This is a genomic window from Nocardiopsis prasina DSM 43845, assembly GCF_000341265.1.
GTDB lineage: Bacteria > Actinomycetota > Actinomycetes > Streptosporangiales > Streptosporangiaceae > Nocardiopsis > Nocardiopsis prasina.
This window is the reverse complement of sequence record NZ_ANAE01000181.1, coordinates 60,730-74,764: the sequence shown is the minus strand read 5'-3', so window position 1 is coordinate 74,764 and position 14,035 is coordinate 60,730. Positions and strand designations below refer to the sequence as shown.

At 71.7% G+C, this 14,035-nt stretch carries 10 protein-coding genes; 4 read left to right on the top strand and 6 right to left on the bottom strand.

What is annotated here, in order from left to right:
- Positions 1-28: 28 nt before the first annotated feature.
- The 3 genes from D452_RS0122270 to D452_RS0122260 all read right to left on the bottom strand — a co-directional run bounded on the left by D452_RS0122270 (position 29) and on the right by D452_RS0122260 (position 3,346).
- Positions 29-1,000: a carbohydrate ABC transporter permease gene (locus D452_RS0122270; RefSeq protein ID WP_017546354.1), complete on the bottom strand. Its 972-nt coding sequence runs from the start codon at positions 998-1,000 to the stop codon at positions 29-31.
- The gene (locus D452_RS0122265) at positions 997-1,977 is read right to left on the bottom strand and encodes a carbohydrate ABC transporter permease (RefSeq protein WP_017546353.1); all 981 of its coding nucleotides are present in this window, start codon (positions 1,975-1,977) and stop codon (positions 997-999) included. Before D452_RS0122265 ends, D452_RS0122270 begins: the two co-directional genes overlap by 4 nt.
- A gap of 91 nt (positions 1,978-2,068) precedes the next feature.
- Positions 2,069-3,346 (bottom strand): extracellular solute-binding protein, encoded by a 1,278-nt coding sequence (locus tag D452_RS0122260; RefSeq protein WP_017546352.1) that lies wholly within the window; start codon positions 3,344-3,346, stop codon positions 2,069-2,071.
- Positions 3,347-3,603: 257 nt separating this feature from the next.
- Between D452_RS0122260 and D452_RS0122255 the strand changes: the two genes are divergently transcribed.
- Complete coding sequence (locus D452_RS0122255; protein WP_026129575.1) at positions 3,604-4,818, top strand: ROK family transcriptional regulator; 1,215 nt, start codon at positions 3,604-3,606, stop codon at positions 4,816-4,818.
- Positions 4,819-4,920: 102 nt separating this feature from the next.
- Here D452_RS0122255 and D452_RS31120 read toward each other — a convergent pair whose 3' ends face one another.
- The 3 genes from D452_RS31120 to D452_RS0122240 all read right to left on the bottom strand — a co-directional run bounded on the left by D452_RS31120 (position 4,921) and on the right by D452_RS0122240 (position 11,799).
- Positions 4,921-6,573, bottom strand: a complete 1,653-nt coding sequence (locus tag D452_RS31120; RefSeq protein WP_051061349.1) for a serine/threonine-protein kinase — start codon at positions 6,571-6,573, stop codon at positions 4,921-4,923.
- A gap of 75 nt (positions 6,574-6,648) precedes the next feature.
- The gene (locus D452_RS0122245) at positions 6,649-7,128 is read right to left on the bottom strand and encodes a GNAT family N-acetyltransferase (RefSeq protein ID WP_017546350.1); all 480 of its coding nucleotides are present in this window, start codon (positions 7,126-7,128) and stop codon (positions 6,649-6,651) included.
- 105 nt (positions 7,129-7,233) lie between these two features.
- Positions 7,234-11,799: an ATP-dependent helicase gene (locus D452_RS0122240; RefSeq protein ID WP_017546349.1), complete on the bottom strand. Its 4,566-nt coding sequence runs from the start codon at positions 11,797-11,799 to the stop codon at positions 7,234-7,236.
- Positions 11,800-11,920: 121 nt separating this feature from the next.
- On the opposite strand from D452_RS0122240, the gene D452_RS29890 reads away from it, so the two are divergent.
- The 3 genes from D452_RS29890 to D452_RS0122225 all read left to right on the top strand — a co-directional run bounded on the left by D452_RS29890 (position 11,921) and on the right by D452_RS0122225 (position 14,001).
- Positions 11,921-12,115: a DUF3046 domain-containing protein gene (locus tag D452_RS29890; protein ID WP_026129574.1), complete on the top strand. Its 195-nt coding sequence runs from the start codon at positions 11,921-11,923 to the stop codon at positions 12,113-12,115.
- A gap of 181 nt (positions 12,116-12,296) precedes the next feature.
- Positions 12,297-13,415, top strand: a complete 1,119-nt coding sequence (recA, locus tag D452_RS0122230) for a recombinase RecA (RefSeq protein WP_017546347.1) — start codon at positions 12,297-12,299, stop codon at positions 13,413-13,415.
- Positions 13,408-14,001: a regulatory protein RecX gene (locus D452_RS0122225; RefSeq protein WP_017546346.1), complete on the top strand. Its 594-nt coding sequence runs from the start codon at positions 13,408-13,410 to the stop codon at positions 13,999-14,001. The genes recA and D452_RS0122225 overlap by 8 nt, the downstream gene beginning before the upstream one ends.
- The last annotated feature ends 34 nt before the right edge of the window (positions 14,002-14,035 follow it).

Sequence of the window (14,035 nt, the reverse complement as noted above, 5' to 3'; positions counted from 1 at the left end):
GTGTGGTGTGACGGCCGGTGTCGGGCGGTCAGCCCTTGACAGCCCCCATGGTCAGGCCGGAGACCATGCGGCGCTGGACGAAGAGGAAGAAGATCATCACCGGGATGGTCAGCAGGGTCGAGGCGGCCATGATCGGACCCCACTCCGTGCCGAACCGGCCGAAGTAGTACGAGAGGGTCAGCGGCAGCGTGTAGTTGTCCGTGCTCCGGCCCAGGAAGGTCAGGGCGACGATGAACTCGTTCCACGCCGTGATGAACGCGAAGATGCTGGCGGCGACCAGACCGGGTGCGACGAGCGGCATGAGGATGCGCCAGAAGATGGTCCAGCCGCTGGCGCCGTCGATGGCCGCGGCCTCCTCCAGCTCCTTGGGGACCGCGGCGACGAAGCCCCGCAGCATCAGGATGGTGATCGGCAGGGACACCGCGGTGTAGACGATCAGCAGCCCGGAGAGGTTGCCGAGCAGCTGCATCCCGGTGGCTTCCGAGAGAGACCGGAAGTTGATGAAGATCGAGATGATCATCGCTTCCATCGGCACCATCTGGATGACGATGAGCAGCATGATGAAGGCGGAGCGGAGCTTGAACCGGAACCTGGCGACGGCCACCGCCGCCAGCAGGGAGAACAGGGCTCCCATGGTCACGGCGCCGAGGGTGACCAGGAGGCTGTTGGCGAGGAAGGTCCCGAAGTTCACCCCGGGGATCAGCTGGCCGTTGATCACCCGGTCGAAGTGGTCGAGCGTGGGCGCCTGGGGGAACAGCCGCTGGTCCCGCGTGAAGATCTCGCCGGTCGGCTTGAAGGCCGTGGAGACCATCCAGTAGACGGGGAAGACCGAGAACAGGAAGACGGCGATCCCGGCCAGGTAGAGGGGGAGGTCGCGCAGACGGCGCAGGGGGCTGCGGCGGTGAACGCGCCGCGGGCTTCCGGGGCCGTGGGAACCACCGGAGGAGGAACCGCGGGTGGCGGCGGTCGTGGTCCGGGCTGTCTTGTCGACGGCGGTCATCGGGTCTCCCCCTGGCGGATCATGATGCGCAGGTAGTACGCGGTGACGGCGAGGATCATGACGGTCATGACCACCGCGATGGCCGAACCCATGCCGTAGTTGGCCGGGCTGGCGCTGAACCCCTGCTGGTAGATGTAGTAGGAGAGCAGGTAGACGTCCTTGTTCTGGAAGCTGTTCGCCAGGATGTACAGCTGCGTGAACACGCGCAGGTCCCAGATGATCTGGAGGACCAGCAGCAGCGCGAACAGCGGCCGCAGCATCGGGAAGGTGACGTTCCAGAACGACTTCCAGGCGTTCGCGCCGTCCATTCGGGCGGCCTCGTAGAGCTCGGACGGGATGCTCTTGAGCCCCGCGAGCACCGACACCGCGACGAACGGGAACGACTGCCAGACGATCACCATGATGAGGATGCTGAACAGCGACAGCGGTTCGAGGAACCAGTTGTACTGGAGCCATCCGTCGCCGACCAGCCAGTTCGGGAGGCGGTCGAGGACGACGTTGACCAGGCCGCGTTCGGGCAGGAACAGCCACCGGAAGACCAGCGAGGCGCTCAGGGCCGGCGTGGACCAGGCGAGCATCATGCCGATGGCCACGAAGGTGGAGAACCACCTGGGCAGCTTGTGCAGCAGGATGCCGATGAGCGTCCCCAGCACCATGGTGATGCCGACCATCAGGACGCAGACGACGACCGTGTTGCGCAGGATCGACCAGAACGAGGGGTCGGTGAGCAGGCTCTGGTAGTGAGCGAAGTTGTTCCACTCCGGACCCGGCTGGTTGGGCATCAGGTTGCGGGTGGTGAAACTCGTGAACGAGTACCAGACCATCTGCACGATCGGCCAGAGCAGGACGACCGCGAGCAGGATCACCGACGGGATGATGAGCAGGTACGGGATCGGCTTCGGCCGCCTGGTTCGGGCGGGGGCCTGACCTACGGCGTCGTCCGGTTCGGCTGACGCTTTGTCGACGGTTCTCGGCATCGGCTTCTCAATCGGGGCGGGTTCGACCGTGGAGGGCGGGCGCGGTGCCCGCGCCCGCCCTCCACGGCTGTGCACAGAAGGGACGGGCTCTTTACTCGACCGGCTCGTTGAGGATGGTGGTCAGCTGCTCGTTGGCGCCTTCCAGGACCTCCTCGGGGTCGCCGCCCCGCACGATGTCGAGCACGGCGCCGGGCAGGATCTTGTTGTCCAGGTCGGCGGCGTTCCAGCGCGGGGTGCTGGGGAAGAAGCGCGTGTTCTGCATGCTGGTGGCCGCGGCGGAGCGGGCGGGGTCGTTCTGGTACTCGTCCGCCTCGAGCAGCTCCGGGTAGGCCGGGAAGAAGCCCGCGACGTCGGCGTAGGCCTTGCCGCCCTCCTGGTCGCCCAGGACACCGAGCAGGTCGAAGGCCTCGTCCGGGTACGAGGTGAGGCCGAAGACGGTCAGGGCCGAACCGCCCGCGAAGACCGGGGCGATGCCGTCGGCGCCGGGGATCGGGGCGGCGGCGATGTTCTCCAGGACCTCCGGGTCCTCGGCCTGCTCCTCCATGGAGCCCAGAGCCCAGCCGCCGTCGATGTACATGCCGAGCTGGCTGTTGGCGATATCGGCCAGCGCGACCAGCTCGGTCTCACCGACGTAGCTCTGCGGGGAGACGCCGTCCGTGGTGAGACCGGCGTAGAACTCGACGGCCTCGACGGTGGCGGGATCGGTGAGCCTGCCGGTCCACTCCTCGCCTTCCTGCTCGGCGATCTCACCGCCGTTGCCCCAGATGAAGCTGGCGATGCCGTTGGTGAAGTCGGTGGGCGCGGCGAAACCGGGGACGCCGTACTCCTCCTCGATGGCCTCGGAGACCTCGATGAGCTCGTCCCAGGTCTCGGGGGCCTCGTGGCCGATCTCCTGGAGCCAGTCGGCGCGGTAGTACAGGGTGCGCACACCGGAGAACCACGGGATGCCGTACTGGACGCCGTTGTAGGTGCCGTACTCCAGGGCCTCCTGGTCCATGTCGGCGGCGGGGGCCCACTCGCCGACGTGGTCGCCGATGTCGAGCAGGGCACCCTGGGAGGCCCAGCTGGAGACCTGGTCGTTGCCGACCTCGAGGACGTCGGGAGCGTCGCCGCCCGCGATGGCGTTGGTGATCGACTCCTGGGCGTCGCCCCACGGGATGAACTCGACGTTGACGGAGGTGTCCGGGTACTGCTCCTGGAAACGGCTCTCCGCCTCTTCGAAGTAGGCGACCAGCTCGTCCTGGGAGGTACCCATGACCCACACGGTCAGGGAATCGGGGGTCTCGCCGGAAGCGTTGCCGTCGCCACCGCCGCAGGCGGCCGCGAGCATCACCACGGCCGAGGCCAGGGCGATCTTGGGGAACCTCATGTGAACGTATCTCCCTTCGCACGTCGCCGGGCTCGGCGCCTGTGCTCGAAACGACCTGGGATCATGAACGGACCCGGGCGCCTCGACGTCTCTTATGGGGGGTGTGCTGGGACAGCACTGGTTGTGGCCGCCCCGCCGGCGCGGGAACCGGTGGCCCGAATACAGCCTCGGACCTGCCGGGACGTGACCTCCTGTGAGGTTGTCAGCTAAATTAACAGGAAACTTTCCTAATAAAAACAGGGTGAGGTGTCACGGTTATGTCTCAACGTCCGGGGACTCCCCGGCTGCTGCGCCAGCTCAACGATCGCGCGGCACTGGAACTCCTCTTGTCCGGCGGTCCTCTGACGAGGACCCAACTCGGAACGAGGACGGGCCTGTCCAAGGTGACGGCCTCCCAGCTCCTCTCCCGGCTGGAGGAGCGCGACCTCGTACGGGTCGTCGGCAGCCAGGCCGGGGGCAGGGGGCCCAACGCGGCCCTCTACGCGGTCGTTCCGGAGAGCGCCTACGTGGCGGCCCTCGATGTCAGCGCGGGGCGGGTCACCGCCACCATCGCCGACATCACCGGCCGGATCATCAGCGACGTCACGGTCGACCCCAGCGCCTCCGACGACCCCGTCGCTCTGGTGCACACCGCCGTGATGCGGTTGGCCGAGACCGCCGAGGTCCCGCTCGACAAGGTCCGCGCCTGTGTGATCGGCACGCCCGGCGTGGTCGACCCGCGCACCGGCGACATCCGGTTCTCCTTCGACCTCATGTCCTGGCACGAGGGGGTCCTGGAGGCTCTGCGCACCGACCTCAAGCGCTCGGTCATGCTGGAGAACGACGTGAACCTGGCCGCGCTGGCCGAGTACTCCGAGGGCGCGGCCGAGGGCGCGGACGAGTTCGTGCTGATCTGGCTCAGCGCGGCGGGCGGGGTCGGCATGTCCACGATGATCGACGGCCGCATCCTCCGGGGCCGCTCCGGAGGCGCGGGGGAGATCGGCTACCTGCCGGTGCCCGGCGCCCCCATGCCGGTCGACGTCGGCCTGTCCGGAGGGTACGACTCCCATGTGGCCCAGGGCGACCGGGAGCTGCCGCACGGCTTCCAGGCGCTGGTCAAGGCCAAGCAGGTGGTCCAGCTCGCCGCCGAGCACGGCATCGTCGGCGACGACGTCACCGAGGTCGTGGCGGCCGCTTCGGGCAGCGACAGTCCCGAGAGCGACGCCTTCCTCGACGCCTTCGCCGACCGGCTGGCCCGGGGCGTGGCGGCGGTCAGCGTGATCATCGACCCGGGGCTGGTGGTCCTGGGCGGCGACGTCGCGAAGGCGGGCGGTCCCAGGCTCGCCGAGCGGGTCCAGGCGGCCACCGCCCGGATAGCACCCAACGTCACCGAGGTGGCCATGGGCACCGTCGAGGGCAGTCCGGTGGTGCGGGGCGCCCTCCTGCACGCCCTGGAGCGCGCCCGCGACGAGGTCTTCTCCTCAACGGTCTGAACTCCGCCCGCCGCCCGCGCGCCCCGGCACCCTCACCCGCCGGGGCGCGCGGCCGCGTCCCAACCAGCGGCGGCGGCCTCGGGATCGGCAGTCCTCGGCGTGTCAGTCCTCGTCGGTGTCGGGCCCGAAGGAGTCGATCACCGCCTGGAACTCGTCCTGGTGGTCGCCACGGAGGTCCGCGGGGAAGTTGAAGCTGATCCGGTAGGTGATCCCCCGGTTGTCGTCGCTGACCTCGCGGGTGAACATCCACCGCTCGGGGGAGTCGCGCTCCTCGTGACGGAACAGCACCTCGTAGACGGCGCTCCGGACGCCGACCCCCAGCTCCTCGGTCTCCAACCGCTGCTGTCGGACGTCGCTGAAGTCCTCGTCCTCCTGGAGCAGCTCCTCCATCCGCACCATGGAGCCCTCGGCGTCGCGGACCAGGAAGTCGTACTCGGTGGCGATGACCGTGGCGGTCGCGTCCTCCTCACCGGTCCCCAGCTCGTAGGACGACAGGCGGGTGGCCGACTCGCCGCCGCCCTGGAGGTCCCCGTCGCGCACCACCCAGTCCTGCGGCATGACGAGTTCGACCACGCCGTCGCTGAGGCGGACGAACCCCTCGGGAGCGTTGTCGGAGAGGGACTCGGGCTCGGGGTCGTGGTCGGTGGCGGAGTCCGAGGGGTCACCGCTCGGCTCGGGTGCCGGTTCCTCCAGGGACGCGCTCCCCGCGTCGGGCCCGTACCCGCTGTTCAGCAGAGCCGGGAGGGTGAGAACACCCATCACCAGCAGGGCCGCGAGCGCGGCGGCGCCGATCCACAGCGGAGCACGGGAACGCCGTGGGCGGGCGGCCGGGGGAGTCGGTGGCGCCACCGGTGGCGCCTGGCGCACGGGGGGTGCCTGGGGGCCGGAAGCCTGGGAGTCGAGCAGCGCCAACGCCCGCTCCGGGAGCAGGCGCCGCCGCGGGTCCCGCACCAGCAGCCCGTTCACCACGGCGGCCACCGGGCCCCGGGCGGGCACCTGTGGGACGGGCTGTGTGAGCACCGCGGTGAGGGTCGAGGTGAGCGTGTCCCGTTTGAACGGGGAATCCCCGGCCAGCGCCGCGAACAGGGTGGCGCCCAGACTCCACAGGTCCGAGACCGCGCTGGTCTCGTCGTCCTCCAGCCGTTCGGGGGCCGCGTAGGCGGCCGTGCCGAGGATGGTCCCGGTGCCGGTCAGCGCCGTGCCCTCGTGGTCGGGCAGGTTGGCGATGCCGAAGTCGGTCAGGACCGGCCGGGCACCGCCCTCGCTCAGCATGATGTTGGCGGGCTTGACGTCGCGGTGGATCACCCCGGCCCGGTGGGCGGCCCACAGAGCGCCCAGCAGGGGGCGGGCGATCCGTTCGACCTCGGCTTCGGGCAGGGGGCCCGCGCGCCTGAGCCGCTCCCGCAGCGACTCACCGTCCAGCAGCTCCATGACGATGTAGGTGATCCCGCCCTCGTCCAGGACGTCGTGCACGGTCACCACCGACGGGTGGGAGACACGCGCCGCCGCCTGGGCCTCGCGCACCATCCGGGCGCGGGCGCGTTCACGCTCACGAGGGGGCATGTCGTGGGGGAGGTGGACCTCCTTGACCGCCACCTCCCGGTTCAGGCCGGTGTCGTGGGCGCGCCACACCGTGCCCATGGCCCCGCTGCCCAGCTCCCCCAGGAACCTGTAACGACCGACCGACCCGCGCGGGGAGGGCTGGTTGAGGTTTGCGGTGGGGCCCGAGGGGTCCGGGGGATCGGTGGGGTGCATGGACCCATTCTCTCAAAACCGCGAAGCGGGACGAAAGCGAAGGTGGTCCTCCCGGGGCAGGTGCGGGCCCGCGCGTCAGCCGTCCCCGAGCGGCCGCGCCATCGCGAGCCTGGGGCGGACCATGATCCCCGCCCGTTCCTCGGCCTCCCACTGCCGCTCCAGCGCGGGGCCCCACTCCGCCCGCGGCAGCTCCTCGAAGCCCCGACGCGCGTACCAGGGGCCGTTCCAGGGCAGGTCCCGGAAGGTGGTGAGGGTGACCCGCCCGTGCCCGTCCTCCCGCGCGCGGGCGCAGACGGCCTCCAGGAGCGCCCCTCCGATCCCGCGCCGACCGTGGTCGGGGTGGACGGCGAGCTGTTCGAGGTGGACGGCGCCGTCCAGGGTGACCGTGGCGGCCAGGCCACACACGCCCTGGCCGGTGACGGCCACCAGGACCCGCTCCACGTGGTCGAGCATCTCCCGGGGGTCGTCCGGCGGGAGGTCGAGCCCGGCTTGGGCGAACAGCGTGTCCGCGGCCAGGGACACCTCCACCAGGGCGTTGGTGTCCTCGGGCCCCATGGGACGGATGACGAGTGGCAAGGCCACCTCCTGCGTGCGGATTCGTGCGAACGAGGGTGATCCTCGCGCACCACCCGGCTCCCCGGCCAGTGGATTCCTCCGCACTCAACGCCGCAGCCGCAGCCCCTTCGGGGTGACGTGGAACCCGGCCGAGACCAGGGCCGTGTCCACCGGGGTGCCGAACACCTCCGCACCGTCCGCGCGTTCCACCGTCAACGACTCCACGCCGCCCGAGAGCACCAGCTCCGCCACCGTGCGGGCCGCCCGCCCCAGCAGCGCCGGGGTGGAACCGAAGGTGAGCACCGACCGGCCGCCCCGACCCACGAACAGGGTCAGCCGACCGCCGTCCAGCACCACCAGCGCGCCCGCCACCCGGCCCGGCCGGTGGGACGCCTCCACACCCGCCGAGCCCGCGGGCCAGGACAGCGCGGCACCGAACGGGTTGGCGGGATCCGTGGCGGCCAGCACCACGGGCGGCGTCGGTCCGCCGGGCTCCTCATCGGACAGCGCCCGCAGCCGGTCCACCGCGCCGGGCAGCGCGAACTGCGCACCGCCCAACCCCTCCACGAAGTAGCCGCGGCGCACCCGACCCGCCTCCTCCATGGAGCGCAGCACCCGGTACTCGTCCGAGGAGATGCCCCGCCCCTGCTGCCCCTTGAGCAGGATCCCGTCACGTTCGAGCCGCGCCTCCACCCGCGCCAACGTGCGGCGGGTCGGGTCCGGGTCGGGCACCGGAAGAGCCGACCAGCGGCCCGCCGCCGTGGGGGGACCGGACCGCGTGGGCATGACCGGGCGCCGCCGGGCCCGGGAGGAGCCGCGCCGCGTGACGGGGCCCGCTCCCAGCACGGCACGCAGCGGGGCCAGGGTGTCGTTGGTGACGCACCCCGCCCACACCAGTCGCCACACGGCCGCCACCAGGTCCGCGTCGGAGACCACCGCCCCGTCCATGGCGCGGGCGACGCGGTCGGACACGTCCCGGAAGAACAGCGCCCCGCCCTCCCGCAGCACCCCCAGGACGGTCTCGGCGAGCGAGCCCTCCTCCGGCGGGACCGGATCGGGCAGCAGCAGCGGAGCCTCGTCCGCCGGGACCAGCGTCAACCAGCCGTCCTCACCCGGCAGTGCCCCGGTCCCCGCCCACACGACCTCCCCGGCCTGGGTGAGCGAGTCCAGGGCCACGGGGGCGTAACCCTCCACCCTGGCGGCCAGCACCGTCGACTCCAGGGACGAGGCCACCAACGGGGCACCGCGCAGCGACTCCACCGCCTCGAACACCGCGTCCGGTCCGCGCAGGCGCGCGTCGGGGACCGCCCGCTGCCACAGCGGCGCGAACCGGGCCAGCGCCCGGGGCTCGACCGGCTCGACCTCCCTGCGCAACCGGGCGACCGAACCCCGCCGCAGACGGCGCAGCACGTCGTCGTCGCACCACTCGGTACCGCTGCCGCCGGGCCGGAACCCGCCCCGGGCCACCCGGCCGCGCCCGGACAGCTCCCGCAGGGCGCCCTCCACCACCTCACGGTCCAGCCCCAGCCGTCCGGCGGCCTCCGCCGAGGTGAACGGCGCGTGCGTGCGCGCGTACCGGGACACCAGGTCCACCACCGGCTCCGCCACCGGTTCCAGGAACACTTCCGGGACCCCGGGCGGCGGCTCGGCGCCCAGGGCGTCGCGCAGCCGGGCCGCGTCCTCCACCGCGCACCACCGCTCGGCCCCGGCCACCCGCATCCGCACCACGCGACCGGCGCCCTCCAGCTCCTCCAGCCACTCCCGCAGCGCACCCCGCTCGACCGCCTCGGCGGTGGTCAGCGGCCCCACCTCCCGCAGCAGGTCGGCCGCACCCTCCAGATCCCGCACCGGTGCGGCGGTCCGCTGCAACAGGGCGTCGGTGTGTTCCACCACCTCCGGATCCAGCAGCTCCCGCAGGTCCGCGCTGCCCAGCAGGTCCGCCAACAGCGACGCGTCCAGGGTGAGCGCCTGCGCGCGCAGTTCGGCGGCGGGGGCGTCCCCCTCGTACAGGAAGGCCGCCGTGTACTCCATCAGCAGCGACCGGGCGAACGGCGAGGCCTGCGGGGTCTCCACCTCCACCACCCTCATCCGGCGCGCCCGGACGTCGGTGAGCACCTCCGCGAGCGCGGGCACGTCGAACACGTCCCGCAGACACTCGCGCACCGTCTCCAACACGATCGGGAACGACCCGTAGCGGCCCGCCACCGACAACAGGTGCTGGGACCGCAACCGCTGCTGCCACAACGGCATCCGCCGGTCCGGGCGCTGGCGGGGCAACAGCAGCGCCCGAGCCGCGCACTCGCGGAACCGGGACGCGAACAGCGCCGACCCGGTGAGCTCGTCGGCGACCACGGCCTCCACGGTCTCCGGGTCCAACGACACCAGGTCGGCCAGCTCACCCGCCCGCAGAATGCCGCCCGACTCCACGTCCGGCAGCCGCAGCACGATCCCGTCGTCACCGTGCACCACCTGGGCGTCCGTCCCGAACCGTTCCCTGGCCCGACCGGCGATCGCCAGCGCCCACGGCGCGTGCACCCGGGCCCCCAGCGGTGAGTGCACCACCGCGCGCCAGTCGCCCACCTGGTCGCGGAAGCGCTCGATCACCACCGTGCGGTCGTCGGGCACGCTCCCGGTCGCCTCCCGCTGGTCGGCCACGTACTCCACGAGGTTGTCGGCGGCCCAGTCGTCCAGCCCGGCGGTCGTGGCCAGCTCACGCCCCGCCACCTGGCCGCGTTCGGCAAGCTCACGGGTCATCGCGCCCACCGCACGGCCCAGTTCCGCCGGGCGGCCGAGCGCGTCCGCCTTCCAGAACGGCATCCGACCCGGCCGTCCCGGTGCGGGGGAGACCATCACGCGGTCAGCGGTGATCGCCTCGATCCGCCACGAGGTCGAACCCAGCACGAACACGTCGCCCACACGGGACTCGTAGACCATCTCCTCGTCCAGCTCACCGACGCGGGTCGGCGCCCTGCTCGTCGACTCCGAGGCCAGGTGCACTCCGTACAAGCCCCGGTCCGGGATGGTGCCGCCGCTGATCACCGCCAGCCGCTGAGCGCCCGGCCGCGACCGCAGCACGTCCTCGTCCCGGTCCCACACCAGGCGCGGGCGCAGCTCGGCGAACTCGTCCGAGGGGTAGCGGCCCGACAGCATGTCCAGCACCGACTCCAGCACCGCGTCGCTCAGGTCCGCGAAGGGCGCCGCGCGTCGCACCAGCGCCGCGAGCCCGGGCACCGTCCAGTCGTCCATCGCCACCATGGCCACGACCTGCTGCGACAGCACGTCCAGGGGGTCGCGGGGCATCTCCAGCCGTTCGATCCCGCCCGCGCGCATGCGTTCTGTCACCACGGTGGTCGCCAGCAGGTCGCCCCGGTACTGCGGCAGGAACACCCCGCGTGAGGTCTCGCCCACCTGGTGGCCCGCGCGGCCGACCCGCTGGAGGCCGCTGGCCACCGACGGGGGAGCGGCCACCTGCACCACCAGGTCCACCGCGCCCATGTCCACCCCGAGTTCGAGGCTGGAGGTGGCCACCACACACCGCAGCCGCCCCGCCTTGAGGTCGTCCTCGATGAGCTCCCGCTCGGCCTTGGACACGGAGCCGTGGTGGGCGCGCGCGATCACCGGCGCCCCGCCCCGGCTCTGCTCGGACTGGCCGATCACCTGGGCGGCCACCTCCTCGTCGGGGAGGGTTCCGTCGACGCGTTCGGCGTGGAGGTCGTTGAGCCGGGCACACAGCTTCTCGGCGGTGCGGCGGCCGTTGGTGAACACGATGGTGGAGCGGTTGGCCTCGACCAGATCCAGCACCCGGCGCTCCATGTGCGGCCAGACCGAGCCCCGGCTCATGGTGTTGCCCGCGCGCGGGTCCGGGGGCAGGCCCTCGGTCGTGGCGGCCGGGCTCCCGGGTTCGTCCAGATCGGGCACGGACGCCTCCACGCGCAGATCCATGCGGGGGGTGTCCGGCGGGGCCACGATCACGGCGCCGCCGGTTCCGGTGGCGCCCTGACCGGTGCCGCTCAGGTAGGCGGCGACGGTCTCCCGCGGACGCACCGTGGCGGACAGGCCGATCCGCTGGGCCGGGCGGTCCAGCAGGGCGGACAGGCGCTCCAGGCTCAGTGCCAGGTGGGCGCCGCGCTTGGTCCCGGCCAGGGCGTGCACCTCGTCCACGATGACCGTCTCCACCCCGGAGAGGCCCTCACGGGCCCTGGAGGTCAGGACAAGGAAGAGGGACTCGGGCGTGGTGATGAGGACGTCCGGGGGACGGGTGGCCATCCGGCGCCGCTCCTGGGCGGGGGTGTCGCCGGTGCGCACCCCCACGGTGACCGGTGCCAGGACCTCCCCACCGTCCTCGGCGGCCGCGGCGATCCCCGCGAGCGGCTGGCGGAGGTTGCGCTCCACGTCCACGGCCAGGGCCTTGAGCGGCGACACGTACAGGACCCGGCAGCGCTTCGAGCGGTCCGTCGGCACCGGGGCGTGGGTGAGCCGGTCCAGGGACCACAGGAAGGCCGACAGCGTCTTGCCCGAGCCGGTCGGCGCCACCACCAGCGTGTCCCGGCCGGAGGCGACCGTCCGCCAGGCCTCGGTCTGGGCGGCCGTGGGCCCGTCCGGGAAGGCCCGACCGAACCAGGCCCGGGTCGCCGTGCCGAAGAGTGCCAGGGGATCGGTCGCTCCGCTCATCGCACCAGTCTGCCCAAGGGGTCCGACAGATCGCCGCAGGACACCCGGGACCGCGGACCGGCGGGAACTCGTCCTGTGGACGAGGCCCAGCGGCTCCCCCCGGTCACCCATACTGGGGCCGATGAGACTCACTGTTTTCTGGCACAACATGCACGCCCAGTTCGGCGAGGCCTACGCGGACAGCCTGGCCAAGGACTACGTCATCGAGAAGCTCGGCTCCCGTACGGTCAACCAGGCGCTGGCCGACGGGACCTCGGCCAAGGAGGTGTGGCGGGCCGTGTGTGACGCGTTCGACCTTCCCGCCTCCGTCCGCTGAGCCGACCTCCTCCCGACACACGTAAAAACCGAGACGCCGGGGGTTCGTACCGGATTTCGAACATGAGTTCGGGTAGTCTGGGTTCTCGGTGGGCGGACGTGGAGCGTCGCGATTGTCGTACCGACCGCGTAGCGTCATGCGCATCATGAAGAAAAAGGCATCAACCCAACAGGGGAATCCCGTGGCATCTGGAGACCGAGACAAGGCTCTCGAAACAGCGCTCGCGCAGATCGAGCGGCAGTTCGGCAAGGGCTCCGTCATGCGGCTGGGGGACGACGACCGTCCGCCGATCGAGGCGATCCCCACCGGCGCCATCGCGCTGGACGTCGCCCTGGGCATCGGAGGCCTGCCCAAGGGCCGGGTCGTCGAGGTCTACGGCCCCGAGTCCAGCGGTAAGACCACCGTCGCCCTGCACGCGGTGGCCAGCGCCCAGAAGATGGGCGGCATCGCCGCCTTCGTCGACGCCGAGCACGCGCTCGACCCCGAGTACGCCAAGAAGATCGGCGTCGACACCGACAACCTCCTCCTGTCCCAGCCGGACACCGGTGAGCAGGCGCTGGAGATCGTCGACATGCTCATCCGCTCCGGCGCCGTCTCGATCATCGTGATCGACTCCGTGGCGGCCCTGGTGCCCCGCGCCGAGATCGAGGGCGAGATGGGCGACAGCCACGTCGGCCTCCAGGCCCGGCTCATGTCCCAGGCGCTGCGCAAGATCGCCGGTGCCCTGCACTCCACCGGCACCACCGCGATCTTCATCAACCAGCTCCGCGAGAAGGTCGGCGTCATGTTCGGCTCGCCGGAGACCACCACCGGTGGCAAGGCGCTGAAGTTCTACGCCTCGGTCCGCCTGGACGTACGCCGCATCGAGACGCTCAAGGACGGCACCGACGCGGTCGGCAACCGTACCCGCGTCAAGGTCGTCAAGAACAAGGTCGCGCCGCCCTTCAAGCAGGCGGAGTTCGACATCCTCTACGGTGTCGGCGTCTCCCGCGAGGGCAGCCTCATCGACCTGGGCGTGGAGCACGCCATCGTGCGCAAGTCCGGAGCCTGGTACACCTACGACGGCACCCAGCTCGGGCAGGGCAAGGAGAACGCCCGGAACTTCCTGCGCGAGAACGTGGACGTGGCCAAGGAGATCGAGAAGAAGATCAAGGAGAAGCTGGGCATCCCCGGACAGGGTGACGACAGCGCCTCCAGCTCCGCCGAGCCCAAGGCCGACCCGGTCAAGGCCGAGGAGCCCAAGGCCCCCGCCAAGCGCGCCGCGGCCAAGACCACCAAGGCCGCCGCCCCGGATGCGTGAGCGGCGCCGGTCACCCGACCGCACCGGACCGGCCGAGGCCGATCCGGTGAGCGCCGACGAGGAGACCGCTCCGGGCGGGCAGCCCGGAGCGGACCTCGAGAACAAGGCCAGGAACCTGGTCCTGCGGATGCTCACCCACTCACCGCGCACCCGGGCCCAGCTGGAGCGCTCCCTGCACCGCAGGGAGTACCCGGACGAGGTGGTGGAGGGGGTCCTCAACGGCCTCGACGAGGCCGGGCTGATCGACGACGCCGCCTTCGCCCAGGCCTGGGTCACCTCCCGGCAGTACGGCAGGCACCTGTCCCGCCGTGCCCTGACCCAGGAGCTGCGTACCCGGGGGGTGGAGGAGGAGACCGTCCGTGAGGCGGTCGCCGAGGTCAGCGACGAGGACGAGCAGGAGGCCGCCCGCGCGCTGGCCCGCAAGAGCCTGCGCGGGAGCCGCAGCAAGGAGAAGGAGGCCCGCGTCCGCCGTGCCCTGGGCGTCCTGGCCCGCAAGGGCTACCCGGGGGGCCTGTCCTACCGCATCGTCCGTGAGGAGATGGAACAGGAAGGCCTGGAGGCCGACCCGGACCACCCCGACTTCTAGCGCCCACTCAGCAACCCCGCCGAACCCGTGGCAC